Genomic DNA, 25,631 nt, shown 5'->3' on the forward strand with positions numbered 1-25,631 from the left:
TCTTGGCGCATAGCTACGTCGGGCACAGATGCGAGTCAACTGCGCCAAATCGCGACGTAAATGTCCTTCAAATCATTGATTTGAAATACATTTCCAACAAGACGCAACGAGGCGTTATTCTGTCGCGGCTTTGATTTAAGTCAAAAATCCGGTTTCCGGTTATTCAACCGTTTGGTTGATCTTCACCGGTATCGCGAAATTGCAAGGTTTGGGACAGAAGCCATGTGCGCACCTGACGCACTGCGCGGCGCCGGATGCCCTGCGAGGCACAGACCAAATGAAACGCGCCTGAAATCAGGCTGACGTCAGAACACTGAACCAACCGTCCGGCGGCGACTTCATGGGCCACACACTCTTGCGACCCAAGATATATTCCCTGACCTTCCAAGGCGGCTTCGACGGCAAGGTTTGCACGCAACCGCCACATCCCTTCTTCGGATGGCGGAACAGGTGCGCCCGCAGCAATTGCCCATTTACGCCATGTGTCTTCGCGCCGGTCCCGAAACCGTGGCGCTGCAAGAATGTCTTTGGCTGTCCAAACCTTGCCCTTTAACAGCGAAGGGGCGGCAAACGGAAAAATTCGACCATCGCTTATCAAGTCCGACGGCAGATCCAACGTCCCCCGATGGGCAAACCGCACAGCCAGATCCGCCTCATAGCGATCGACATCTGCCAGATCATGAGATGCCTCCAGACGCAATTCGATCTTGGGAAACGCCGCCTGAAAAGCGCCCATGCGCGGCACAATGAACTTTTGTGCAAAAAGCGGTTCACTGTTCAATGTGACACGCCCCTCGGGGGTTTCGGCCAAATCCTCGGTGGCGTCGTCCACCATATCCAACGCCGCTGTGATCCGCCCCAGATACGCACGCCCCTCATCGCTCAGCTCTACACCGCGCGGCAAGTCCCGAAACAGGTGCACCCCCAAACGGTGCTCAAGTCCGCGCACATGGCGACTGATCGCAGAATGGTTCACGCTGAGTTCTTCGGCGGCCCGCGTAAAGCTTTGGTGCCGCCCAGCGGCTTCAAAAGCGCGAAGGGCGTTCAAAGGGGGTAAGTTGCGTGACATTTCATATATGTGCCTTTTAAGCACAAGTTATGTCAAGGAATGAGCGTTGAACTGTTTCAATAAACCCCGCATTCCTAACCTAAACACCATAAAAATAGGTTTCAAATGCCTCAATCCGTTCAAACTGCGCCTTCGCGCAGCCGGTCTCTTTTTGTGACGATAAAGCGTCTATGGACCGCTACAAAACCTGCTGGCCCATGCCCCCTTCGCCATATCTCAGATGCGCAGGCCCGCGATATCGGATTAACATCCGCCCAAATCGAGGCACTGCGCTTTGAGTATCCGTCGCGCAAAACGCGCCATCCCAGTTTGTGACCTTTCGCCCGCGACGCCCTGCCGGTATGGTTGCGAAATGGCCATGACGCTCGATACGATTTTTGCAGCTCTTGCTGATCCGACCCGCCGGATGATCCTGACTATGTTGTTGGAAGATGACATGGCCGTGACAGACGTGGCCGACCCGTTTGACATGTCCTTGGCGGCCATTTCCAAACACCTCACCATCCTGACCCGCGCCGGCCTGATCGCCCAGGAAAAGCGCGGCCGCGTCAAATGGTGCAAGCTGGAACCTGACGCCATGAAAAGCGCATCGGTCTGGATGCAAGGCTTTGGCCAATTCGAACCCGTGCATCTGGATGCCTTTGAACGGTTTTTGGAAGGCGAACTTAGTCTTCCCGAAGAAGCAGCGACAACGCCACCACCGTCAGAATAACGCCCCCCAACACCCAGATCACCGGCACACCATTGCCCAGCGCAATTTCCCATAAAATGACCCATGAGGGCGTCAAATAGGTGTAGGCCATGACTTTGGCAGACGGCAGGCGCAAGGATGCGAATTGCAGCAAAACAAAAGTTGCCGCGCTGGCGCAGACAGAAACATAGAGAATTGTGATCCAGACAATCGGCGGCAACGCCCCCCAGTCCGTTTGGCGCAAATCGGACCACCCGTAGACCGTCAACAGCACACAGCCTGCGACAAGAACCCCGAAACTGAACACCACCGCAGGTTCCCCACGATTAAGTTTACGGATCATCGGCGTGTAAATTGCATGCGCCACACAGCCTGCAAAATAGATCATTTCCCCACGCCCTATTTCAAAGGCCATCAACGCGCGCAGGTCTGCTTTGAAGATCACCCAAAGGGCGCCCGTCCCGCCAATCGCCAAGGCAAGCGCCATACGCGGTGTCGTGATCTGGCGCAAAAGAACATAACCAAAGCCTGCGGACATAATCGGTATCAAAGTGAACACAGCCGCCGCAGAAACCGGAGGCGCCGTTTTCAGCCCTTCGAACATCAGCACGAAATACGTCCCGAACAGCGCCCCCAACACAACATAGCGCCAAGGGGCCTGAAACGCTGCGCGTGTCAGCGTACCACTTGCCAAAACCGCAATCCCGATCACAAGCCCCGCAATCGCAAAACGCACAGCATTCAACGCGCCCGGTGCAATTTCATTGGCAGCCATCGCCCCCAGCGAAAAGGACCCGGCAACCAACATCGAAAAACACAGCATCGCCAAATGGCCCTGCTGCGACGGCGTCAATTGCCCCATGATTTGGAATGCTCTTTCAGAAAATTCAAAAACGCCTGCACTTTTGTTGTCCGGTGCAAATCGACATGAGTGACCAGCCACAAAGGGGCAGACCAGTCTTCCTGATGGGGAAACACCTCTAGCAGATCAGGATTTCTTTCTGCCTCGTTGACACCCATAAATCCAATGCCCGCCCCCGCGATCACCGCTTGTTCCAAGGCACGTACATCCGAGCTGCGGAATGTCAGTGCCGCCTGAGGCACTTTTTCGCGCAGCCAGCGGTTGAACGGCGCACGGCTGTCATCGTTGTCGTGGCCCACAAACCGATGTTGGCCGTAGTCCTCAATGCCTGTCGGCATGCCGTGTTGCGCAACATAGCCACGGCTTGCGTAAAGCCCCATGCGCTGGCTGACAAAAGGTTGCACCACATTGTCGGGTTGATCCGGCGCATTCCCCGCACGGATGGCCACATGGGCTTCACCGTATTCAAGGCGAAACAGACGTTCACCTGTCAGGTAGCGGACAATCACATCAGGATGTTCTTGCTGAAAGGCCGTCAGCAGCGGCGCCATACTGGGGGCCAGTGACACCAAAGAGGTCACCACCAGCTCACCCGACACATCCGAGCCCCGTCCTTTGATGCGTCCCACCAATTGGCTGAACTGGTCATCCGTGGCTTGTGCCACACGAAACAGATCCTCGCCGGCTTCTGTCGCGGTGTACCCGCGGGCGTGCCTTTGAAAGAGCTTAACGCCCAAACGGCCCTCTAATGCGTCAATATGACGAATGACCGTGGCATGATGCACCCCCAAAACGTCAGCTGCGCCGCTGACCGTGCCTTTGCGGGCCACTTGATAAGCGGTTTTGATCTCATCCCAATTGTCCATTCAGGCCCTCATGTGCACAAATTCACAACGCACCCCAACCTACCGACACTTCGTTCGCATTTGCAATGGCGCGCACTTTGACTTTGCACGCCACCCAACCATAAGGTGCCCCCTATGAAGGTCATCGAAAACACCGCAGAACAGCTTGTATTGTCGCAGACCCCCTGGGTTCTGGGCATCCTGATGTCGATCGTATCGTTGGGCGCAATTGGAACGGTGCTTGTGCTGCTCTATCACCGCCAATGGCTTTTGGGCGCTTTCATCGCTGGTGTTTCGGTGCTGGTGTTGCCTATTGCCGTGCTGCTTGTGGTGCAACGCACACAGATTGTCGTCACGCCCGAAAACGTCAGCATCCAATCCCAGAATTTGGCGCGTGTCTTCAAGACCGATGTTGCAACGCAAACCATCAAACGCGCATCGGTGGAGCGCTTCCGGCAAGAAGGCGACGTCATCACCACGTTTCGCCCGGTTCTGGTCACACCCGATGGCGACGTGCCGCTGCGCAAAGGCTTCCAAAACGGGAACGGTGCGCAAGACATCGCAGACATTATAAACACATGGCTTGATGCGCATCGCGGCGGTTGACTCTGTAGACGCATCCACCTAAACGACCCTCAACATCCGGAAGCTTTGATCTTCCGGTCCTTGATATCAAGGATCGCCCCCTGTCAGCGCGTCGCGCCCACAGGGGTATTTGTGTATTCTGCTTTGGGTCCCTACATCGGGGTGATCCAGCAACCGAACCGAAGGGGGCCGTGGCCCATGTTTGAGAACCTATCTGAACGCCTCTCCGGCGTCTTTGACCGCCTCACCAAACAAGGCGCGTTGTCAGAAGAGGATGTGAAAACAGCCCTGCGCGAAGTGCGTGTGGCCCTGCTTGAGGCTGACGTCTCGCTGCCCGTTGCCCGTGATTTCGTCAAAGCGGTTCAGGAAAAAGCCACCGGCCAAGCCGTCACTAAATCCGTCACGCCCGGCCAACAAGTCGTTAAGATCGTACATGACGCGCTGATCGATACGCTGACGGGTGAAGGCGAACCCGGTGCGTTGAAAATCGACAATCCCCCTGCCCCGATCCTGATGGTCGGTCTGCAAGGCGGCGGGAAAACCACCACAACAGCCAAGCTGGCAAAACGCTTGAAAGAGCGTGACGGCAAAAAGGTTCTGATGGCGTCCCTCGACGTGAACCGACCTGCCGCGATGGAACAACTTGCCATCCTCGGCAATCAAATCGGTGTCGACACCCTGCCCATCGTCAAGGGCGAAGCGCCGGTCGCAATCGCCAAACGCGCCAAGACCCAAGCGGCCATGGGCGGCTACGACGTCTACATGCTCGACACTGCGGGTCGCCTGTCTATCGACGAAGAGTTGATGGAACAGGTCAAAGCCGTACGCGACGTGGCCGACCCCCGCGAAACGCTTTTGGTGGTTGACGGTCTAACGGGTCAAGACGCTGTGCACACGGCCGAAAACTTTGACGACCGCATTGGTATCTCTGGTGTCGTCCTCACCCGCATGGATGGCGACGGACGCGGTGGCGCGGCATTGTCCATGCGTGCCGTCACCGGCAAGCCCATCAAATACGTCGGTCTTGGCGAAAAGATGGACGCGCTGGAAACCTTTGAGCCAGAACGGATCGCAGGCCGCATCCTGGGCATGGGCGACATCGTTTCGCTTGTGGAAAAGGCTCAGGAAACCATCGAGGCCGAACAAGCCGAAAAGATGATGAAGCGCATGGCCAAGGGGATGTTCAATATGAACGACCTCAAAATGCAGCTTGAGCAGATGATCAAAATGGGCGGCATGCAAGGCATGATGGGCATGATGCCCGGCATGGGCAAAATGGCCAAACAGGTCGAAGAGGCTGGTTTTGACGACAAAGTGCTGAAACAGCAGATCGCCTTGATCCAGTCCATGACGAAAAAAGAACGCGCCAACCCGCAAATCTTGCAAGCCAGCCGTAAAAAGCGGATCGCACGCGGCGCGGGCATGGAAGTGTCAGACCTGAACAAACTGCTGAAAATGCAGCGTCAGATGTCAGACATGATGAAAAAGATGGGCAAAATGGGCAAAGGTGGCATGCTGAAGCAGGCCATGAAGGGGATGATGGGCAAAGGCGGCATGCCCGGCGGTATGGACCCCTCCCAAATGGACCCCAAAGCGCTGGAAGCCGCGGCCAAACAAATGGGCATGGGCGGCAAGTTGCCCGGAATGGGCGGCGGCATGGGCCTGCCTTCTGGCCTGTCCGGCTTTGGGAAAAAGAAATAAGTGATCCCTTTGGCCTCCATACCAACGCTGCACACAGAGCGATTGACCTTACGTGGACCCACGGAGGCAGATCTTGACGTGTTCGCAGCATTTTACGCCTCTGAAAGGTCCAGCTTTGTCGGGGGCCCCTTGCCGCGTGAGCAAGCTTACCGGATCTTGATGCAAGAAGCTGGCCATTGGCAACTTAAGGGCTTTGGGCGCTTCAGTCTTGTCGAAAAAGACACAGGCGCCACAGTCGGTATTGTCGGCTTGTGGAACCCCGTTGGGTTTCCCGAGAACGAGCTAGGTTGGGACCTGTTTGATGGCGCGTCAGGCAAAGGCTACGCCACCGAAGCCGGTGCAGCGGTGCGCGCATATGCTTACTCTACCTTGGGATGGACAACTTTGATCAGCATGATCGCCGACGGCAACGAGGCGTCTGTTCGCGTGGCCAAGCGCCTTGGTGCGCGTCCGGACGGCACTTTCACGCATGAACGGTTTGGACCCATGGAAATATGGCGACATCCTGCACCCAAGGAGGCCTCAAATGAGTGACGCTGTAACCCGCGCTGCCGCCGTGCTGAAAGAGCACCGCGAAAGCATTGATCGCCTTGATGCGATCCTCATCTACACGTTGGGTGAGCGGTTCAAACACACACAGGCTGTGGGGAAACTCAAAGCCGAACACGACCTTCCCCCGTCCGATCCGGCCCGCGAGGCCACCCAGATCGCACGTCTTGAAGATTTGGCAAACCGGGCCGACGTAGATCCGGAATTTGCCAAGAAGTTTCTCAACTTCATCATCGCTGAAGTCATTCAGCACCACAAATCACACCAATCTACATCCTAAGGAAATCAATACCATGGCTATGAAAATTCGCCTCGCCCGCGGTGGCTCCAAAAAGCGCCCGTTTTACCGTATCGTTGCAGCAGACAGCCGCATGCCACGCGATGGCCGCTTCATCGAAAAGCTCGGCACGTACAACCCATTGCTGCCCAAAGACAGCGAAGAGCGCGTGAAAATGAACATGGAACGCGTTCAATACTGGTTGGGTGAAGGCGCACAGCCAACTGACCGTATCGCACGTATGCTGGAAGCAGCTGGCGTGAAAGAAAAGGTCGAGCGTAACAACCCCAAGAAGGGTACACCGCACAAGAAAGCGCAAGATCGCGCTGAAGAAAAAGCTGCAAAAGCAGAAGCCGCCGCAGAAGCAGCAGCAGCCCCTGCCGAAGAAGCACCTGCGGAAGAAGCTGCAGAGTAATCAGAAGGTCAGCTGGCATGGATGCCTTTTCACAAGACTTCCGCGACCAGTTTCAAAACCTTTTGGCGTGGCGCCGCGATGTGCGGCGTTTTCGCACCGATCCCGTGGACGAGGCGTTGCTGATGCAATGCCTCGACACCTTTCGATTGGCCCCCTCGGTGGGCCTGTCAGAACCTTGGCGTGTGGTCCGCGTGCAAAGCGCCACAATGCGCACCAAAGCCATTGAAAATTACCAGACAGCAAATGCAAAAGCATTAGATGGCTATACCGGCGAAAAAGCCGAGCTTTACGCCGGTTTGAAGCTGTCCGGCATGCAAGAAGCCCCTGAACATATTGCAGTCTTTTGCGATGATGCGACATCCAAAGGCTCGGGCTTGGGGGCAACAACCATGCCTGAAATGCGGCGCTATTCTGTTGTTGGCGCTGTAAATCTGATGTGGCTTATGGCCCGTTCACTTGGGCTTGGGATGGGCTGGGTGTCCATTCTTGACGCGCCGAAGTTATCTGCCGATTTGGGTGTACCCGAAGACTGGTCACTGATTGCCTATTTGTGCATCGGATGGCCCGAAGAGAATTCGACGACCCCAGAGCTTCAAACCAAAGGCTGGGAAACCCGCCAAACAGCCCTTAACATCGAGACACGGTGACCCATGTTTCGCATGATCCGCACCATACTCTTTGTTGCAGTCGCCTTTGTTGCGGGTGTCCTATATGAGCAATACAACGATGGTCTGGACTGCGATGCCAAGGGCGGAGAAATGATCGAAGGCCTGTGCGAAGGAACGCTTCAATGAGAGATGAAATGATTTGTGTGGGCGCTGTCAGTGGCTCATATGGCGTACAGGGCGAAGTGCGCATCAAAAGCTTTTGCGCGACCCCCGAGGACATTGAAGCCTATAGCCCTTTGACCTGCGAACACGGCGTCGACGTGTTCCATCTGTCCTTGATCCGCCCCATCAAAAACGGCTTTGTGGCGCGTTTGGTCGAGGTAAAGACAAAGGAACAAGGCGATGCGCTGAAAGGCACTCAGTTGTTTGCACGGCGCGCTCAACTGCCCAGCCTGCCCGACGACGAATACTATCATTCCGATCTTGTGGGGCTGACGGTTTCAGACACAGGTGGCACGCTGATTGGCACCGTGAAATCCGTGCAAAACCATGGTGCGACAGACTTGCTAGAAATTCAGCGCCCCGGATCAAGCGCCACGATTTTGTTGCCATTTACACTGGCGGCGGTTCCAACTGTGGATCTGGACGCGGGCCGCATTGTGGCTGATCCCCCCGACGGCGTTCTTTAACCTAACCCACAGGCTTTGAACCAAATCAAGAAAGCTTTGAGTTCCGCCCAGCCTTGATGCTATGGCCAACAGGTTGCGTGACCCTATCTGGAAAGGCCCGAAACCGTGGCAAACACCCCAAAGTCATTTGGCCGCAAATCTATACGCGCCACAATGACCCCCAGCAGCCTGATGGACGAAGTTCCCGATCTTGCCGGTGTTTGGCAAGCCCGTGTCATCACATTGTTTCCAGACGCGTTTCCCGGGGTCTTGGGCGAAAGCCTGACGGGGCGTGCATTGCAAGACGGCAAATGGCAGTTGCACACACATAACTTGCGTGACTTTGGACTGACGAAACACAAAAACGTCGACGACACGCCATCAGGTGGAGGCGCGGGCATGGTGTTGCGGGCCGACGTCGTAGGGCCCGCAATCGAAGCTGCCAATGCCCATTCCAAGGGTCGCATACCGGTGGTCTATATGTCACCGCGCGGTGTGCCGTTTACCCAAAAAATGGCGCAATCATGGGCGCGGTGCGATGGCGTGACGATCCTGTGTGGCCGCTTTGAAGGCGTCGATGAACGTGTGCTTGAACATTACAATGTCATGGAAGTTTCGTTGGGCGATTTTGTCATGACAGGCGGCGAAATCGCAGCGCAAGCCATGATCGACGCCACAGTACGTCTGTTGCCGGGCGTTTTGGGAAACGCCGACAGCGCCGTTGAGGAAAGCCATTCCAACGGCCTTTTGGAGCATCCACAATACACCCGCCCCGCCACATGGAACGGACGCGATGTGCCGCAGGTTTTGATGTCTGGCAATCACGCCAAAATAGAACAATGGCGTCAGGAGATGTCAGAAAGTTTGACGCAAACACGCAGGCCCGACCTATGGGCAAAACACACGAAGCCTGAAAAATAGCGGCGGGATGCGCCTGCGTTAACCTTTTCTGTGTTAACCTTTTCGGCGTTAACCTTTTTGCGAGGTTGTTAACACTTTATTTGCTATGCTTCACAACAATCGCTAGCCTGCATAAAACGCTCATTTACAGGCCCCTTTCATGTTTGAACGACTGCTCGCTTTCATCCAAAATCCAACAAAATATGAAACACCTTTGCCGCCAGCGGACGCAGCACATGTGGTTGGCGCCTTGATGGTTCAGGCTGCCAAAGCAGACCGTGCCTATCTGTTTGAAGAAGTCGAAGTGATCGACCGCGTGTTGGCCCGCCGTCACAACCTGAACCCGGTCGAAGCCGCTAAAATGCGCGCCCAGTGTGAAAAGCTGGAAGAACACATGCACGACACCGATGCTTTGGCCGGCATTTTGAAAGAAGCGGTCGGTACGGAAGAAGCCGAAGCTGCCCTGCGCGCCCTGTGGGCCGTCGTGTTTGCTGACGGGTTCGAACAGGAAGAAGAGGATAACATTTTGCATCAGGTTGAAGCCGTTTTAGGTATCTCCCCGCTTCGCGCAAAAGAATTGCACGATGAAGAAATGCAAAACGCGCAACCCGACGAACTATCAACATTTTAGCCGACGACATATTACTGCCGTTTACATGAATGGATCACACTGTGCGCGTTTATTTGATTGCCCCAAAACCTGATTTCAATTCTAGCGACACTGAAAACAACAGTGTCCTCAACACCATCGGGTTTAAGTCCCCAAAAGTCGTGGTTGCCGCCGCCAGCATCACGTCTATCGCGGCGTGGTTTCCGCCAGAAACTGATTTGGTTCTATGTGACGAGCTTATCGACCCTGTCAATCTGGACGATCCGGCAGATCTGGTCGGCATCAGCATCAATGTCGCGCAGGTGGAAAGGGGCCTGGAATTGGCGGCGGCCTTTCGTGCCAAGGGGCGCACAGTTGTTTTGGGGGGGCCTCATGTCTCGCTTGCGCCTGAGGTATTTGAAGGCCGCGCAGATTGCTTGATAAAAGGTGAATTTGAACCTGTTGCAAACAGCTTCATAGACGATCTGTTCGGAGCGGGCCTTAAACCTTCTTACAGCGGCGGCAAAGCGGATTTGTCCACACAACCAGTTCCGCGTTGGGATCTCTACCCAAACCACCGCGCCCTGTCCGGTGTCGTCCAAACCAGCAGAGGATGCCCGTTTTCATGCAACTTCTGCGATGTCATTCAATATCTTGGTCGCGTGCAACGGCATAAACCAGACGACAAGGTCATCGCGGAAATTCAGCTGCTTTACGACCACGGTTACCGTGAAATCCAGTTAAGCGATGACAACTTCACAGTCTACCGCAGCCGCAGCAAGCAACTTCTAAAAGCCATCGCCACATGGAACAGTCAACCCGAACGCGAAACCGTCGGGTTTTATACCCAACTTAGCGTCGATGTTGCACGTGACCCGGAGGTTTTGGAGTTGTGCAACGCAGCAGGATTGCGCCGCGCCTTCATCGGCCTTGAAACCGACAACGAAGAGGCTTTGAAAGACAGCGGCAAGCGTCAAAATTTGAAGGTCAACCTGATCGACGAAACCACCAAAATCCTGCAAGGTGGCGTGGCTTTGCGGAGCGGGCTGATCGTTGGTTTTGACCATGATACAACCGAGTGTTTCGAGCGGCAATTTAATTTCGCGCAAGCCCTGCCCATCGTTGGATACAACGTAACGGTTCTGGTCGCCCCTGTTTCGACGCCGCTTTATGACGATATGAAAGCAGCTGGGCGCCTGGTGGAAGCAGCCGATGATGTCCTGTCTGTTGGCGGCACCTCGCTTACGAATATTATCCCCAGAAACATGACACGTGCAGAGCTGGCCGAGGGCCGCGACTGGTTAAAGTCTGCAATTCTCGACCCCGAAAATGCAGTACAACGGTTTGAACATTTCGCCCGCGTTTTGGCTGCGCCGGTTTTGCCTCCCCTTAAGACCCGAACCCGCAGTGCAGATGATCCGTTTCTTGAACTCGTGTCTTTGCTGGCCCGCGACAAACCTGCGCGACGCTTGATAGATTTCGTCCGTGACATTGAAAGCGAGCGCCCCGAAATTTCAGGTGACCTGATGGCAAGCCTTGCCACCTATCTCAATGAATATGCCGCAGATCGCGGGGTGTCAGCGTTCAAAACAAAAAACCCGCGACACCGAACCTATGCCGCACGGTAAGCTGCAAAGCAGTTTATAAGAAAATCAGCACAACTGTGGCGGCCATAAACGCCGCCATAACGGTCATGAACCCACGCCAGATGGCATCTGACTGCAAGACACCGGACAAAAGGTGCCCCACTGTTGTCCAAAACAGGCAGACACATAGGTTTATTCCGGCAAAAACCGCAAACAGCCTCAGCGCTTCGATATGTGGGTCCAGCCCAATTCCGAAACCCGCAGAAGCGGCTAAGGTAATCGCCCAGATCTTCGGGTTTACCGCCTGAAACAGTACTGCTTGCACAAAGGTGAACGGCTGTCCTGCATCTTTTGCACGCCCTGCCCGCCCCGCCTGTGCAGTGCGCCACGCCAACCACAAAATCCAAAGGGCCGCCGCAATCTGAAACACCAATTTCAATGCTGGCAGCGCCAACAACAGCGCGTTCACTCCAAATGCGCTGCTGGCTGCCAACAGCCCGGTCCCTATTGGCACGCCCAACAGGTGCGGCAAGGTGCGCCTGAAACCGAACCGCGCCCCGGACGCCGTCAACATGACGACATTTGGCCCGGGCGAAAACAACCCCGCAAACACAAACAAAACAAGAAGGATCGATGCATTCATGTGCGACACCTGGACTATATGCTGCATTGGTTATCATGCACATTTGCGTCTCAGATCAACAAGAATGCAGCAGCCTGCACGTCCGGTTTGCACATAAGATCCCCGCACGCCTAAAAACACAGTATTACAAAGCGATCTCGGGACGCCTCTGGTGCCTGTGCGGTCTTGACCCGAACCTGTTTTTGCAACTATACCCAGCGCGTTCCGACTCGCATTCTGTGTGACCGGACCCTTTGTCCTGTTTCCGCTTCTTCGCGGTCTGTTTGCAGCCCAAAGGTACCAAAGCAATGTTGACCTATCCTCTTGCGGGCGAATGTGTTTCGGACCCGATGAAGACAAAGAGCTCTGGATCGCACCAAACACTTCGGGGGCAAACCCTGAGCATTATAGGAGCCATCAGATGAACCTGATTGCACAGCTAGAGGCGGAGCAAATTGCCGCCCTGGGAAAAGAAATTCCTGATTTCAAAGCAGGCGACACCGTGCGCGTCGGCTTTAAAGTGACCGAGGGTACACGTACCCGCGTTCAGAACTACGAAGGTGTGTGCATCGCGCGCAACAACGGCAAAGGTATCGCCGGATCCTTCACAGTTCGCAAAATTTCCTTTGGTGAAGGCGTGGAACGTGTGTTCCCACTGTTCTCCACCAACATCGACAGCATCACCGTGGTCCGCCGTGGTCGCGTGCGTCGCGCCAAACTGTACTACTTGCGCTCGCGTCGTGGTAAATCCGCACGTATCGCAGAAGATACAAACTACAAAGCCCCTAAAGCCTGAAGGTCAGACAGATGAAAGCAGATACACATCCCGATTATCACCTGATCAACGTCAAAATGACAGACGGCACAGTGATCGAAATGAAATCCACTTGGGGCGCCGAAGGCGACCAGTTGGCTTTGGACATCGACCCCTCTGCGCACCCCGCGTGGAACGGCGGCAGCAGCCGCTTGCTGGACACCGGCGGTCGTGTTTCCAAGTTCAAAAACAAATATGCAGGTTTGGGCTTCTAAGCCTTTCTCATCGCTATATTTTTACAGGGCGCCGCTTGGAAACAAGCGGCGCTTTGTGCGTTTTTGGCACTTATTTTGTTGATCCTTGACGATTTGGTAACCAGTAATGCACCAATATTTGTCCCAAGAGTGAGACTCAGTCACACGCCACAGGGGGCCGCCATTTTTTATGAATTTGAAACCATTCTCTCGCCCGCGTCACGGCACTGATACTATTTTTCCGCCCATCATGCCGACGCTTGATCTGGCGGCGCAAATCCAGGAGGCACGGCAGCACCTAAAAGCCGGTCACGTCGAATTGGCATCGGTCATCGCAGACACCTTGACCCTAACGGCCCCTCTCAACCCACAGGTGCTGCATTTGCGCGGTGATTGCCTGACGAAGGACGGGAAACTGACCGAAGCGATTGCTTTGTTTGACAAGGCCCTGATAAGCCGAGACACAGATGATCTTTGGGCCTCCAAAGGGCGTGCTTTGGCAGCGCTTGGGCGCAATGCGCGCGCCGCTTTGTGTTTTGAACGCGCCCACGCATCGGCCCCGCATTCAGCACATTGGCATGCATTGGCAGAAAATCTACTCAGCGCTGGCGCCCCCCAAGATGCATATTTTGTAATGGCAGATCATTCCGAAACATCGGATTTGCTAAAATCGCGCATTTTGACGCAGTTGGGTCGTAACAAGGAAGCTATGGCGGTCGCGCACGCGCGAAAAGCAATCACCGCTCATGCGTTCGACTGGCTTTGTGATGTGACAAAGACCGCAGACGACATCGCAAACCTTCAAAAGCGGGCCGTAGAACTGCTTGCCGCGAAGGACACCCCGATCGCTTTGATAAAGGCCGCAACGCAACTGGCAGGCGAACACTGCCCGCAAAAGACGCAAGAACGGTTAAGTGCCTGCATAGAAGGGACAGGCAGCTCTTCTTCCGAAAAAGCGGACGCTCATTTGGCGCTGTTTCGGATATCTGATCAACGCAAAGACACCACCCGTGCAGCGGAACACCTTTCCGCGTATCACACGTGCGCACAAGCAACTTCAAACTACAAACGCAGCAAAGACAGCGTGTTGTTTACCATGCTGATGCGGCTTCGGTTCACACCGTTACCGGCAACCAAAAACTTTATCCTGCCTCTGTTTGTAACGGGTTTGCCGGGGTCAGGTGTCACCGCCATGGCACGTGTTCTGGAACAGGGTTCACTGAACCGGTCTGCCCGTCAATTGACCTTCGTAGAAACCATTATGACGCGTTTTATGCGTCATCTAAGACAGGAAAAACGCCTCGATGTGACACGTGAAGACCTGTTGGTGCTGCAATCCCAACTGCGCGAAGGTTTGCGGCAGGCTGCGGATGGGGCCGACGTGCTGATAGATTGCACGCGCTTGAATTTTCGTTGGTCAGGATTGCTGGCCGCCGCCCTGCCCGAGGCGCGGGTTGTGCATATGACCCGTGATCACGTGCACACAGCTTGGACCGCGTTCCGCAGCGATGGCCCCGACCTGGCGCCGGACTGTCGTCACACACCGATGCATCTGGCGGCATACTTACTGCGCAGTGCGAATTTGATGCGCCATTGGGAATCGCAACACGCCAACATATGCGGTGTGTCCGGTGATGCGTTGTGTCGTCCCGGTGGTCACACGGCTCATGCCGTTTTGAAACGCTGCGGCTTGAATTGGTCGGCGCATTGCGACTTGCCAAAAGACACTGCAAACCGCGATTGGCACCGCTATGCGACAACGGCAGCCCCCTTACGGCTGGCTTTACGGGAATTTACCGATCTACAGCCGATGCAATTGCCGATGTGACGCTTCCCAAAGACCAATACCCCACATATAGTATGCCCAACATGACGCGAAACTGTGTGTTCAAGCATGACGCGATATTGTGTTTGGTACACAGCGCGGCCCAGAGGCCCGCGGCGAAGGGGACAGATCATGGCGCATATTATTGTCGTCGGGAACGAAAAAGGCGGCGCGGGTAAATCCACCGTTTCAATGCATGTCGCGACGGCTTTGTCGCGCATGGGGCACAAAGTCAGTGCGTTGGACCTTGATTTACGCCAACGCACATTCGGACGATACGTGGAAAACCGCGTCGAGTTTATGAAAGAGTCTGGCCTGTCTTTGCCATCTCCCGAAGTGCATGATCTTCCGGAGATTGACAGCAACAGTCTGAAACCGGGTGAAAACGTCTATGATCACAGGTTATCAGCGGCTGTTGCGACGCTGGAACCCGAAAGTGATTTCATCCTGATCGACTGCCCCGGGTCACACACGCGCCTTAGTCAAGTTGCCCATTCGCTGGCGGACACGCTGGTCACGCCATTGAATGACAGTTTCATCGACTTCGATCTGTTGGCGCGTATCGATGCCACGGGCGACAAGATCAAAGGCCCTTCTGTTTATTCGGAAATGGTCTGGAACGCCCGCCAGCTGCGCGCCCAAGCGGGATTGCAACCCATTGACTGGATTGTTGTGCGCAACCGATTGGGCGCACAGCGTATGGTCAACAAAGAGAAAATGGAACGCGCCATCCAGATGCTATCCAAACGTATCGGGTTCAGGGTCGCGCCGGGCTTTAACGAACGCGTCATTTTCCGCGAACTTTTTCCCCGCGGCCTGACCCTACTGGACCTCAAGGACATCGGCGTCAAACAATTGAACATCTCAAACATCGCGGCGCGTCAGGAATTGCGCGACTTGATGAAGTCCCTGAACCTTCCGGGAGTTTCCGTCGACTTTTGAAGAAAGGCTGACCATGACCAAACCAAAATTTGGACCCACCCGATCAGAGCTTTTGTTTCGGCTTGGATTTTCGTTCGTGGGTTTGGGACTTTTGGTCGGCGCGGTGGCCGTGCGCGGCATGCCAAAGGGGCCCGCCATGTTTGAAACCATAGGCGTGGCCGGATTGTTTTTTGGTGGAACTTTGATCTGGACAACCTGGAAGTTGGTAAAAGGCATCTATGCCGACGCGCCCGACTGAAGACCCGAAGTAAACAACGCTGAAAGGGCATCTAGATGGTGGCACGGATTGTGTGTGATGTTGTGGTGCCCAAATCCATGGTTGCACACCCGGCGCGGTTCGGCGGAACCGATACAGGGGCCTGCCTGAGAGGTGACTTGCATATCGACAGCAGTGGCCATGTTCACCTGCAGACATCAGCGTTTTCCACAACGCCCCGCATGGTTTTGCCTGCATTGGCAGAAGCACATTGCCACTTGGACAAATGCCATTCCATTTTCCGTATGGACAATGTTGGGGGTGATCTGTTGGAGGCAATTGAACGCCAACGCCAAGACAAAGCAAATTGGACAGCTGACGATTTGGCGGCCCGTGCATCGCGTGGTCTGGCCGAAGCACAAAATGCCGGTTGCGCGGCCCTGCGCACCCATATCGATTGGGGGGATACAGCTGAACCACCTTTGGCCTGGACGGTTATAAACGACCTCGGGGCGCGTTCCCCGATGGACGTCCACTGCGCCGCACTTACCGGTGTTGCCGAAATGGCGGACAAATCCTATTGCACCACCGTCGCCCGCGCTGTCGCGCAGGGCAACGGTGCCTTGGGCGCGTTCATTCACGGACAGCCTGACATCGCAAAGGCACTGACCAATATGTTTGATGCCGCAACGCGCTTTGGCCTGCCTTTGGATTTTCATGTAGACGAAAGCCTTGAAGATCTGAACGGCGTTGAAACGGTCGCCGACGCGGCAATTGCTTGCAACTTTGAAGGACCGATATTGTGTGGACATGCCGTTAGCTTGATCCGCAAAACTCCAGACCACCTTTCTCGTATTGTGGACAAACTGCAAAAGGCCGGGATCACGATCTGCGCATTGCCCACAACAAACTTGTACCTTCAGGGTCGCGTTGCTGGTACGCCCGAAGACAGAGGCCTGTCCCGTTTACAAGAATTGCGCGATGCGGGTGTCGCGATTAGCGTGGCCTCCGACAATGTAGGGGATGCGTTTTGTCCTTTGGGGCAGCACAACCCAATGGCTGCTCTGAACCTTGCAGCATTAAGCGCACATCTAGACCCACCATTCGAAGATTGGTTGGCACTGATTACAACAAACGCATCGCGTGCCATGGGGTTAGATCCACTTTATGTGGACAGCGCACCCCTGTCGAAATTGCGGATTTCTGATGCAGAATCGACCGCGGATCTGGTTGCGGGTAGAGCCCCCCTGCTGCCACTTGCAGACGCGTTTTTTGAGGTTCAGCCGCCCAAATGAAGTTGTTTTACGGTGGACACGCACACTACAGATTTCAATCCCCAACAGTCTTCCTTTGGAAAATATTAATTTACGTCCGGAAAAACACCCCAAGCCACGCCAGAACGACACAAGTGACGGTGCAGACCAAGCAAATGCCGTTTTTTGTACCAAGATGTACATAACGGGCTACGTAAGCTGATGTCAGCGATCCAAGTTAGGGTTGACGCCGCGCGTCCGTGTGACGACTATCCGGGGCATCATCCGCCAAAAGGGTGGCAACAAAGGCAGGTCAACTGCCGCACCTGTGGGTCACTCACCCACGTTTCAGGCGCCAGCCCCAAGGGCCACGCCAACTACAGAGAGGAAGAACATGACGTTTTTGACACGGACTGGCACACCTTTGCATTCATCCATTGCGGATGCTGCGAAAACAGCTGGAAACGATGAAGTAAGCCGCCGCGAATTCTTGGCTTTGGCCAGCGCCTTTGGTGCCACGGCTGCGACAGCCTATGCAATGCTCGGCACGGCCCGCCCTGCGATGGCTGCTGGACACAAAATGGGCGGCACAGTTCGCTATCAAACAGAAGTACGTGCCCTGAAAGACCCGCGCACCTATGACTGGTCACAAATCGCGAACTTCTCGCGTGGTTGGCTGGAATATCTGGTCACATATGAAAATGACGGCACCTTCCAACCACAGCTTCTGGAAAGCTGGGAAGTGTCCGAAGACGCAAAAACATACACATTGAACGTCCGCAAAGGCGTAAAATGGAACGATGGGTCCGATTTCACTGCCGAAGACGTTGCACGCAACATCACTGGCTGGTGCGACAAAGACCTTGAAGGCAACTCAATGGCTGGCCGGTTTGCGACACTGATTGACGCAGATACAAACCAAGCATTGGACGGCGCCATCGAAGTCGTGGACAGCCACACCGTTAAGCTGAACCTGCCAAGCCCAGATATTTCATTGATCCCTGGTATGGCGGACTATCCGGCAGCGATCGTGCCTGCGTCCTACACGGCGGACACAGCCCTTTCCAATCCGGTTGGCACAGGCCCCTACAAACCAGAATCTTTGGAAGTCGGCGTCAAAGGTGTCTTGGTGCGCAACGAAGACCACACATGGTGGAACGCAGGCAACGGCGCTTACATGGACCGCATCGAATACATCGATTACGGCACAGACCCCGCTGCTTGGGTCAGCGCCGGTGAAGCTGATGAAATCGATCTGACATATTCCATCGAAGGCGAATTCATCGATATCTTCGATACGTTGGACGGCTTTGTGAACAACTCTGTGGTGACGGCTGCAACTGTTGTTGTACGTCCAAACCAACTGGCTGAAGTTGATGGCAAAACGCCTTATGCTGACAAACGTGTTCGTCAGGCGATTTCCATGGCCGTCGACAACGAAATCTTGTTGGAGCTGGGCGTAACCGGACGCGGCGAAAAGGCCGAAAACCACCACGTTGGCCCGATGCACCCCGAGTATGCAGAACTGCCAGCGCGTAAAGTCGATCCAGCAGGCGCGAAAGCTTTGATGGAAGAAGCAGGCATGGCCGACTTCGAACACGAGCTGATTTCGATTGACGCTGGTTACCGCAAAGACACCACCGATGCGGTTGCGGCACAATTGCGTGACGCGGGCATCAAGGTGAAACGGACCATTCTGCCAGGCTCTACGTTCTGGAACGACTGGGCGAAATATCCGTTCTCTTGCACAAACTGGAACCACCGTCCGTTGGGCGTTCAGGTTTGGGCTTTGGCATACCGCGGCGGTGAAGCGTGGAACGAATTTGGTTGGGCAAATGACGAATTCGACGCGATCCTGACTGAAGCGCTTGCAACGCCAGACGTCGAAGCGCGCCGCGCATTGATGATGAAAGGTCAAGCATTGGTGCAAGAAGAAGGCGTTACGATCCAGCCTTACTGGCGTTCCCTGTACAACCACACCAAAGAAGGTTTGGTCGGCGGCGGTCACCATATCTCATTCGAATTCCGCCCTGCGGAAATCGCTTGGACCTAAACACCTAAGAAATTTGAAGAAGGGGCTGCAGTTTTTGCGGCCCCTTTTTTTGTGCGTCACGTAACCCTGAAAACCCTGCGTTTTTCACGACGTCGGGGTGTAGTTGCCGGCGTCCACATCATTCAACAGACCTGCGACAAACCCGATATGGTCCATCACCATCGGTTTTTCCAGAAATGCACGCACAACGGGGTTTGCTTGTGCCCTTTGTCGATCAGAAGGGTTGATGGATGTCGTCAACATCACAACGACCATGCGGGCGAAATCAGCCCCCAATTCCTGGGTGGCTTCTTCAATGAATTCAAAACCGTTCATCCGGGGCATGTTTATGTCCAAGAAGATAACGTCGATATTCTGGCCCGGATTTTCCTTTAAAAATATCAAAGCTTCGTCGGCGTAGTTGAACGAGATTATGTTTTCCACACATCCGGAACGGTTCAAAATGCGTTTGTAATTGCGCTGGTCGATTTCTTCATCGTCAATCAACATGACCGTTTTGATCTTTTCAGTCATCGTCCCTCCGCCGGAAATTCAACCGTCATCGCACACCCATCGCCTGACTGCGATTTCATCGAAATCGTGCCACCATGGTTAGCGGTCACGCGTTTACATACGGTTAAACCCAAACCGGACCCCGGATGCTCGGTGTGGGTGTGCAGGCGCTGAAACAGTGCAAAAATCTTTTCATGGTGAATTTGATCAACACCTATCCCGTTGTCTTGCACACAGATGCGAATCTGGTCCCGCTTTTTGGGCAAGACTTCGCGGATAGTGACATGGGGTGTCACACCCGGCTTGGCAAATTTCAGGCCATTTTGAACCAGGTTTTGAAACAGCAACCGCAATTGCCAAGGGCTGCCTTGCAGCCTTGGAAGATCTCCTATTTCCACAATCCCATTAGATTGGGCAATATCGCCCGTCAGATCTTGCACAATCTCTGCCAAAAGCACGTTCAAATCGACATCCTCAACTTGCAGATCATCCCCAACGGTGCGTGCATAATTCAAGACATCTTCAACCAGAAGCGTCATCCGTTGCACCGTTAGGCAGGCGTCTGCAATCATGGACTTGCCGTCTTCGCTTAGATTATCGGCTTCGGTTTCCAACAGCTCTTTCAACAACATCTGGATCGTATTCGCAGGTGATTTCATGTCGTGGGAAATTGCATAAGTGAACTGCGCCTGTTCTTCGTTGGCGTTTTCCAGCGCTTGGCTGCGTTGACGCAAAAGGGTTTCCACAACTCTGCGGCGATGCACTTCGGCCTGAAGCGCATCAAAGTCCTGCCGCCCTTTCCTGTGCGCCTCATTGATGGCGGCCGCGATGTTGTCCAAATCGTCTTGTGTTTCATGGGGCGCTCGGTCCAGTCGCAATGGGTCTCGACGGTCAAACCAACCACGTTGGGACACATGTTGCGATATCGTTTCGAGATGCCGCGTGACAATGCGGTCGAACAACAGCAGCATCACCATCGAAGCGCAGAGGGTCTTGCCCAAGTTTGAAAACAGCATGACCAACAGCTGCGACCACAATCGTGTTTCCACCGATTGCAATGATACCCCGACAAACAGTTTGCCCAAAGGCACCTCACGCGTGGTGTCTGCATCGTGGAAAAAGTCCACTGTGCCGCTGACCGTCCGGTCTACACCGGTGAATTCACCGGCCTCCCAAATCTGTCCATTGTCCGACTGAAGCTTCAGATATTGCACATCCTCATTGTGCAGAACGCCTTCCAACAGCGCCTCTATCAAGGGGGAGTTATATCGCCACAATGCCTCTTCAAAGCCGTGTTTGAAGTTGTTTTCGATCATCTGCACAGTGGCGGTGACCTGCGCCCGCCCCTGTTTGTAGCTGGCATAAAGTTGAACGCTGGAAGCAAACAATGACAAAAACGCATTGGCCAGCAAGATATAGATAACCATGCGACGCCCAAGCGCACTTGAAGATCGCCCGCCGACCGAAAAAAACCCTGTCATCTCGGCGACCTGAACAATGCCGAAAAGACGTGCTTTTTAGATGGAATTATCATGCGATAACCCAGTTCAATTTCCAGCAACAAATTTGCCGCACATATCACACGGTCTTCCCAAAGCAGTTCGGCGCAGCGCATCACCACGCATCAAACCCCGAACCTAGACCAGGAACCGTTAACAATGGATTTCACCCCCATAAGGGGAGTACATTTTAAGAAGCGGTTTGGGCTAAAAGGTCGGTCAAATCGTCTACGTTGATTTGCAATTGCCGCGCCACGGCGATTGGATCCGTTGCCTTTTCACGAAGAAAAACTGAAACGGGCGTTAGAACAGAATGGACAATTTCAGCATCGCTCATAGGGGTGCGCGTCACCTTGGCAAAATGCGCCTCTTCCAGAATGAGATCTTCCATCAACGGGTCAATCACCGCCCCGCCGCCACCTGGGTAACGATAAAAGCCCACGCCACCTATCTTGCCGATACGGCCTTCTGCGACCATGCGTGGCAACACAGGGCTACGATATGCATTGCGGCGTGTGAGTACATGCAGCAAGCCAACGTGATCCTGCACTTCCAGCGGCCCCACCAGAAAGCCCGCCCCGACAAGGGCTTCATCCAATTCCCACGGATTCGTATGAAACCACAAAAGTGTGTCACAGGCCGCCCAAAGCACGTCTTCAACTTGTGAAAGTTCAGATGTCACGGTCCACGTTGTTCGATAAAGCGATGTTTCGCGATGGTGGTCAAAACATCGTTAACAGACGACTGTTGCGGCCTATTGGATGTGTCCACCTGCGCCAGGGCCGTTTCATACAAATGGCTTCGCGCGGCAAGCAACGCCTTCAGTTGCTCCATGGCTTCGGGGTTGCCCTCCATCGGGCGCAAGTCGCCCTGCGCACGAACACGGGCCATATGTTCCGCCGGACTGGTACGCACCCAAATCGTATGGAAATAGGTTTTCAACAGCGAAAACGTCTTTGCTTGCGCGACGATGCCGCCACCCACAGACATGATCAATCGGTCATGCGCAGAAACCACAGCCTCTATCGCTTCGGATTCCATCGCGCGGTATCCGTCTTGGCCGTACAGTTCCATGATTTCGGAAGCCGGCATGCCCACGCGTCTTTCGATTTCCGATTTAAGCTCAACAAACGGGATGTTCAAAGCCGCCGCCGACTTTTGCCCAAGCGTCGATTTGCCGGCACCGCGCAGACCGATCAGACACACACGTTGCGCCCGTAATGCGTGCGGGTTTTGCACAACAAGCATACGCCGCACTTTGCCTTGGGTTTCGGAGCCTGCGTTTTGGTAAAGCTGCGCGATCTGTCGCGCCTCTCGTGAGGTGTCGCCGGTGTCGCTGAGCAAATCTTCGATGCGGGTGTTCAGCGCGGCTGCAACACGCTGCAACAGCAAAACCGAGATGTTGCCTTCGCCACTTTCCAGCTGCGCCAGATAGCGCGGGGAAACACCGGACCGTTCGGACAGTTCGCGGCGCGGCATACCCAACTCTTTGCGCACAGCACGCACGCGGCCCGCCAAGCGCATAATCAACGTCTCACCACCGTCGACTTCACGGTCGGTCTCAGACTGCTGGATTTCCAAATTTTGCGTCATGTGTGTCGGCACCAAAGTATTCAAAAAGCGCAAACCGTTTAGATTGGCTTGCAGACATCAAACTGTGGCAAACCCGATAAAAGGCAACAAAACTGGTCGAATTTTAAAAGCGCCCTGCCTGCGGTGGGTTGTCGCAGGCAGGGTATGGCGCACCCGCCTAGTATGTTTCGACGTGATACCGCCCGTTGTCACGCATTTCATCGCGTTTTTCAGTCCAGTCAAATCCGGCTTGTCTGGAAATGTCACCTAACGCTTCCTCAACACCGGCTTCCATGGCTTTGAGCCCGCAAATGTAGATGTGACCTTTCGGATGGGACAGCAAAGCTGCGATATCATCCATATTCTCGCGCAGTTTGTCCTGCACATATACTTTCGGGGCATCGCCCATTCGGCTGAAAGCAAAAGACTTTTGCAAGAAGCTGTCAGGCACCTTTTTCAGTGGTCCAAAATAGGGTAAATCCCGCGGACTGCGAGCGCCAAACACCAGTGACAAAGCCCCTGTAACGGATGGCATTTCACGCTGTCTGTGCATTGTCATGGCGCGAAACGGGGCGGAACCGGTTCCTGTGCATATCATCAAAACCTGCGCCTGTGGATCGGATGGCAAAAGGAATGTCGCCCCGAATGGTCCTGTGATTTGCACTGTGTCGCCTTTGGATAAATCACATAGGAAATTTGAACACAGGCCGTTGTCTTCGCGCTTCACCGTCAAAGACAAATTGTTGTAGCCGGGCCGCTCACCATCCCTTGGGCTGGACACAGAATACAGTCGGGGCAAATGCGGATTGCCTTGCGCGTCGGTTCCGGGCGCTATGACACCCACGCTTTGCCCTTCCAGCACAGGGAACGGCAGCGATCCCAAATCCAGAATTATATGGCGCACATCCCCGTCGCTGTCTTCTTCGGTCAGACGGTAATTACCCTGCACCGTAGCGGTCGCAGGTTTGCCCAATGTGTACATATTGATAGTTGGTTTAGACGCAGTCGCCGGTGCTTTGGCTTTACCACCGGCACCTGCGTGTGCTTCTGCCAAAAGCTGTGCAATCACATCATCCGTGCCATCGCCGTCGCCCGTGCCCTGCGCCGGGGCGATGTCTTCTTGATCGGGCAGCTCTTCCCATTCAAACTGTGCGTCCAAAGAATAGGGTGTATCGACCACCCGCCATTCGTCGATTGACCCCGTTGGACAAACCGGGATGCAGTCCATGCAAAAATTGCATTTGTCCGCATCCACAACAACATTGTCATCGTTGTGGGTGATCGCCCCTATCGGGCATGTCATTTCACATGTGTAACAGCGGATGCAAATTTCTGGGTCGATCAGGTGTTGTTTGAAAGGCGTGGGGTGGGTCATGCCATATGCAACTTTACATATTCGAAATCGCCAGGCTTGTTGTCGATGCCAACCTTCGGGGGTGCGATCCATGTCGCGTATTTGCCGGGCTCAAAGCAGGGCTTCATCAGCGATGTAATGAAATCGCCGTCCGCTTTGGTGGGCAACCATTCATGCTGGCGCTTGGTCCATTCGTCTGTCGACATGATGTTGCCGTCGGGATCAACCGCTACAGAGGAAAACACGCCAATCTGGCGGTGAAAGCCTTCATGTGGCATTTTGAACGCAAACTCCACGCCCGACTTTGCGATCAGTTTATTCCAACGCCCAACACCGCCAGAGGCATCGCGCACATAGTCGTCACGCAAGCGCATGTTGATGGCCGTCAGGGCGGGCACATCTTCGGTCAGAATCTTGCCATCGACGATCGAGGTCACGGCATAGGTGTCATTGTGCAGCTTATGGTCATCATCAATGCGCTGTTCCATGTAGCGACCCTTGATGCCGGAATTGTAGGCGTTGGCAGCATTGGTGCTGACCTCTTGACCAAACAAATCGAGGCTAAGGGTGTAGTGCAAGTTCAGCTTTTTCTGGATGGTCGGCAGATCGATAACGCCTAAGTCACGGATTTTGTTGACGTCATAGGGATCGGTGATGCCATTGGCAGCCATCGCTTCCAGCGTCGCTTGAATGGTGCGGCCAACGCCGGTTTCGCCCACAAACATATGGTGCGCTTCTTCGGTCAGCATGAAACGGCAGGTGCGCGACAGCGGGTCGAAACCAGACTGCGCGAGGCTTTCAAGCTGCATCTTGCCATCGCGGTCGGTGAAATAGGTGAACATGAAAAACGATAGCCAATCTGGCGTTTCCTCGTTGAAGGCACCCAACATGCGCGGCGCATCGTCAGAGCCAGAAGAACGCACCAACATATCGTCGGCTTCTTCGCGGCCATCTTTACCAAAATACTTTTGCAGCAAATAGACCATCGCCCAAAGGTGGCGACCTTCTTCGACGTTGACCTGAAAAAGGTTACGCATGTCGTACAAAGACGGCGCGGTCAGACCAAGGAAACGCTGCTGTTCGACAGACCCCGGCTCTGTGTCGCCTTGAATAACGATCAGGCGTTTCAGCATGTTGCGGTATTCGCCCGGCACCTCCTGCCACGCAGGTTCGCCGTAGTGCTCGCCCATGGGAATGGTGCGGCCTTCGACAGCGGGGGCCAGCAAAACACCCCAGCGGTATTCCGGCATCTTCACGTAATCAAATTTGGCCCAGCCTTTGGGATCAACAGACACCGCCGTGCGCAAATAGACCATGCTGTCCTGAAAATTTTGTGGAATCAGGTCGTTCCACCAGTTGATGTAGCCGGGATGCCATTTCTCCAGTGCTTTCAGAACCTTCTTGTCTTGGGACAGGCCCACATTGTTGGGGATTTGCGTGTCATAGCTTACGTTCATCAAGTCCATCATC

The 25,631-nt window shown here is 54.5% G+C and carries 29 protein-coding genes; 19 read left to right on the plus strand and 10 right to left on the minus strand.

The window, feature by feature from the left end; translation table 11 throughout:
• Nucleotides 1-163: 163 nt before the first annotated feature.
• Nucleotides 164-1,069 (minus strand): LysR substrate-binding domain-containing protein, encoded by a 906-nt coding sequence (locus tag ABJL60_RS13500; RefSeq protein ID WP_348375924.1) that lies wholly within the window; start codon nt 1,067-1,069, stop codon nt 164-166.
• A gap of 352 nt (nt 1,070-1,421) precedes the next feature.
• Between ABJL60_RS13500 and ABJL60_RS13505 the strand changes: the two genes are divergently transcribed.
• Nucleotides 1,422-1,781 (plus strand): metalloregulator ArsR/SmtB family transcription factor, encoded by a 360-nt coding sequence (locus ABJL60_RS13505; RefSeq protein ID WP_108827255.1) that lies wholly within the window; start codon nt 1,422-1,424, stop codon nt 1,779-1,781.
• On the opposite strand, the gene ABJL60_RS13510 is transcribed toward ABJL60_RS13505, so the two are convergent.
• Both ABJL60_RS13510 and ABJL60_RS13515 read right to left on the minus strand, forming a co-directional pair.
• Nucleotides 1,735-2,622, minus strand: coding sequence for a DMT family transporter (locus ABJL60_RS13510; protein ID WP_348375925.1), 888 nt, complete (start codon nt 2,620-2,622; stop codon nt 1,735-1,737). The genes ABJL60_RS13505 and ABJL60_RS13510 overlap by 47 nt on opposite strands.
• Nucleotides 2,610-3,488 carry a LysR family transcriptional regulator gene (locus ABJL60_RS13515; RefSeq protein WP_348375926.1) on the minus strand — a complete coding sequence of 293 codons (879 nt, stop codon included), beginning with the start codon at nt 3,486-3,488 and terminating at the stop codon, nt 2,610-2,612. The genes ABJL60_RS13510 and ABJL60_RS13515 overlap by 13 nt, the downstream gene beginning before the upstream one ends.
• A 114-nt stretch (nt 3,489-3,602) precedes the next feature.
• Between ABJL60_RS13515 and ABJL60_RS13520 the strand changes: the two genes are divergently transcribed.
• From ABJL60_RS13520 to ABJL60_RS13570, 11 genes are all read left to right on the plus strand, one after another.
• A complete protein-coding gene (locus tag ABJL60_RS13520; RefSeq protein ID WP_348288223.1) occupies nt 3,603-4,073 on the plus strand; it encodes a hypothetical protein in 471 nt (156 codons plus the stop codon).
• A 177-nt stretch (nt 4,074-4,250) separates the two neighbouring features.
• On the plus strand, nt 4,251-5,753 hold the full coding sequence (gene ffh, locus ABJL60_RS13525; protein ID WP_348288225.1) for a signal recognition particle protein: 1,503 nt from the start codon (nt 4,251-4,253) through the stop codon (nt 5,751-5,753).
• On the plus strand, nt 5,754-6,287 hold the full coding sequence (locus ABJL60_RS13530) for a GNAT family N-acetyltransferase (RefSeq protein WP_348375927.1): 534 nt from the start codon (nt 5,754-5,756) through the stop codon (nt 6,285-6,287).
• On the plus strand, nt 6,280-6,582 hold the full coding sequence (locus ABJL60_RS13535) for a chorismate mutase (RefSeq protein WP_348290756.1): 303 nt from the start codon (nt 6,280-6,282) through the stop codon (nt 6,580-6,582). Before ABJL60_RS13530 ends, ABJL60_RS13535 begins: the two co-directional genes overlap by 8 nt.
• A gap of 13 nt (nt 6,583-6,595) precedes the next feature.
• Nucleotides 6,596-6,994 (plus strand): 30S ribosomal protein S16, encoded by a 399-nt coding sequence (rpsP, locus tag ABJL60_RS13540; RefSeq protein ID WP_108827248.1) that lies wholly within the window; start codon nt 6,596-6,598, stop codon nt 6,992-6,994.
• A gap of 17 nt (nt 6,995-7,011) precedes the next feature.
• The gene (gene bluB, locus ABJL60_RS13545; protein WP_348375928.1) at nt 7,012-7,641 is read left to right on the plus strand and encodes a 5,6-dimethylbenzimidazole synthase; all 630 of its coding nucleotides are present in this window, start codon (nt 7,012-7,014) and stop codon (nt 7,639-7,641) included.
• A 3-nt stretch (nt 7,642-7,644) separates the two neighbouring features.
• Entirely contained in the window at nt 7,645-7,788 is a 144-nt protein-coding gene (locus ABJL60_RS13550) for a hypothetical protein (RefSeq protein ID WP_348290652.1), read from the plus strand.
• Nucleotides 7,785-8,291 carry a ribosome maturation factor RimM gene (rimM, locus tag ABJL60_RS13555; protein ID WP_348375929.1) on the plus strand — a complete coding sequence of 169 codons (507 nt, stop codon included), beginning with the start codon at nt 7,785-7,787 and terminating at the stop codon, nt 8,289-8,291. Before ABJL60_RS13550 ends, rimM begins: the two co-directional genes overlap by 4 nt.
• A 105-nt stretch (nt 8,292-8,396) precedes the next feature.
• The gene (gene trmD / locus ABJL60_RS13560) at nt 8,397-9,191 is read left to right on the plus strand and encodes a tRNA (guanosine(37)-N1)-methyltransferase TrmD (RefSeq protein WP_348375930.1); all 795 of its coding nucleotides are present in this window, start codon (nt 8,397-8,399) and stop codon (nt 9,189-9,191) included.
• 139 nt (nt 9,192-9,330) lie between these two features.
• Nucleotides 9,331-9,801 (plus strand): TerB family tellurite resistance protein, encoded by a 471-nt coding sequence (locus tag ABJL60_RS13565; RefSeq protein ID WP_348375931.1) that lies wholly within the window; start codon nt 9,331-9,333, stop codon nt 9,799-9,801.
• A gap of 41 nt (nt 9,802-9,842) precedes the next feature.
• A complete protein-coding gene (locus ABJL60_RS13570; RefSeq protein WP_348375932.1) occupies nt 9,843-11,387 on the plus strand; it encodes a radical SAM protein in 1,545 nt (514 codons plus the stop codon).
• A 13-nt stretch (nt 11,388-11,400) separates the two neighbouring features.
• Here the strand turns inward: ABJL60_RS13570 and ABJL60_RS13575 are convergent, their stop codons facing one another.
• Nucleotides 11,401-11,988 carry a LysE family transporter gene (locus tag ABJL60_RS13575; RefSeq protein ID WP_348290663.1) on the minus strand — a complete coding sequence of 196 codons (588 nt, stop codon included), beginning with the start codon at nt 11,986-11,988 and terminating at the stop codon, nt 11,401-11,403.
• Between the two features lie 400 nt (nt 11,989-12,388).
• Between ABJL60_RS13575 and rplS the strand changes: the two genes are divergently transcribed.
• The 7 genes from rplS (at nt 12,389) to ABJL60_RS13610 (ending at nt 19,244) form a co-directional block, all read left to right on the plus strand.
• Nucleotides 12,389-12,763, plus strand: a complete 375-nt coding sequence (gene rplS, locus ABJL60_RS13580) for a 50S ribosomal protein L19 (RefSeq protein ID WP_108827242.1) — start codon at nt 12,389-12,391, stop codon at nt 12,761-12,763.
• Between the two features lie 11 nt (nt 12,764-12,774).
• Nucleotides 12,775-12,996 carry a 50S ribosomal protein L31 gene (gene rpmE, locus ABJL60_RS13585; RefSeq protein ID WP_108827241.1) on the plus strand — a complete coding sequence of 74 codons (222 nt, stop codon included), beginning with the start codon at nt 12,775-12,777 and terminating at the stop codon, nt 12,994-12,996.
• A 169-nt stretch (nt 12,997-13,165) separates the two neighbouring features.
• Nucleotides 13,166-14,803 carry a sulfotransferase gene (locus ABJL60_RS13590; RefSeq protein WP_348375933.1) on the plus strand — a complete coding sequence of 546 codons (1,638 nt, stop codon included), beginning with the start codon at nt 13,166-13,168 and terminating at the stop codon, nt 14,801-14,803.
• Between the two features lie 129 nt (nt 14,804-14,932).
• Nucleotides 14,933-15,742 carry a division plane positioning ATPase MipZ gene (locus ABJL60_RS13595; RefSeq protein ID WP_348375934.1) on the plus strand — a complete coding sequence of 270 codons (810 nt, stop codon included), beginning with the start codon at nt 14,933-14,935 and terminating at the stop codon, nt 15,740-15,742.
• A 13-nt stretch (nt 15,743-15,755) separates the two neighbouring features.
• Nucleotides 15,756-15,980 (plus strand): hypothetical protein, encoded by a 225-nt coding sequence (locus tag ABJL60_RS13600; protein ID WP_348290671.1) that lies wholly within the window; start codon nt 15,756-15,758, stop codon nt 15,978-15,980.
• A gap of 35 nt (nt 15,981-16,015) precedes the next feature.
• Nucleotides 16,016-17,233 carry an amidohydrolase family protein gene (locus ABJL60_RS13605; RefSeq protein WP_348375935.1) on the plus strand — a complete coding sequence of 406 codons (1,218 nt, stop codon included), beginning with the start codon at nt 16,016-16,018 and terminating at the stop codon, nt 17,231-17,233.
• A 352-nt stretch (nt 17,234-17,585) separates the two neighbouring features.
• A complete protein-coding gene (locus ABJL60_RS13610) occupies nt 17,586-19,244 on the plus strand; it encodes an ABC transporter substrate-binding protein (RefSeq protein ID WP_348290675.1) in 1,659 nt (552 codons plus the stop codon).
• Between the two features lie 84 nt (nt 19,245-19,328).
• Here the strand turns inward: ABJL60_RS13610 and ABJL60_RS13615 are convergent, their stop codons facing one another.
• From ABJL60_RS13615 to boxB, 6 genes are all read right to left on the minus strand, one after another.
• Nucleotides 19,329-19,757: a response regulator gene (locus ABJL60_RS13615; RefSeq protein ID WP_348375936.1), complete on the minus strand. Its 429-nt coding sequence runs from the start codon at nt 19,755-19,757 to the stop codon at nt 19,329-19,331.
• Nucleotides 19,754-21,217 carry an ATP-binding protein gene (locus tag ABJL60_RS13620; RefSeq protein ID WP_348290679.1) on the minus strand — a complete coding sequence of 488 codons (1,464 nt, stop codon included), beginning with the start codon at nt 21,215-21,217 and terminating at the stop codon, nt 19,754-19,756. Before ABJL60_RS13620 ends, ABJL60_RS13615 begins: the two co-directional genes overlap by 4 nt.
• A gap of 208 nt (nt 21,218-21,425) precedes the next feature.
• Nucleotides 21,426-21,917: a 3-hydroxyacyl-CoA dehydrogenase family protein gene (locus ABJL60_RS13625; RefSeq protein WP_348375937.1), complete on the minus strand. Its 492-nt coding sequence runs from the start codon at nt 21,915-21,917 to the stop codon at nt 21,426-21,428.
• Nucleotides 21,914-22,828 (minus strand): helix-turn-helix transcriptional regulator, encoded by a 915-nt coding sequence (locus ABJL60_RS13630; protein ID WP_348290683.1) that lies wholly within the window; start codon nt 22,826-22,828, stop codon nt 21,914-21,916. The genes ABJL60_RS13625 and ABJL60_RS13630 overlap by 4 nt, the downstream gene beginning before the upstream one ends.
• 157 nt (nt 22,829-22,985) lie before the next feature.
• Nucleotides 22,986-24,182, minus strand: a complete 1,197-nt coding sequence (gene boxA / locus ABJL60_RS13635; RefSeq protein WP_348290685.1) for a benzoyl-CoA 2,3-epoxidase subunit BoxA — start codon at nt 24,180-24,182, stop codon at nt 22,986-22,988.
• Nucleotides 24,179-25,630 carry a benzoyl-CoA 2,3-epoxidase subunit BoxB gene (boxB, locus tag ABJL60_RS13640; protein WP_348375938.1) on the minus strand — a complete coding sequence of 484 codons (1,452 nt, stop codon included), beginning with the start codon at nt 25,628-25,630 and terminating at the stop codon, nt 24,179-24,181. Before boxB ends, boxA begins: the two co-directional genes overlap by 4 nt.
• Between the last annotated feature and the right edge of the window lies 1 nt (nt 25,631).

Source organism: Ascidiaceihabitans sp., assembly GCF_039986515.1.
Classification (GTDB): Bacteria; Pseudomonadota; Alphaproteobacteria; order Rhodobacterales; family Rhodobacteraceae; genus Ascidiaceihabitans.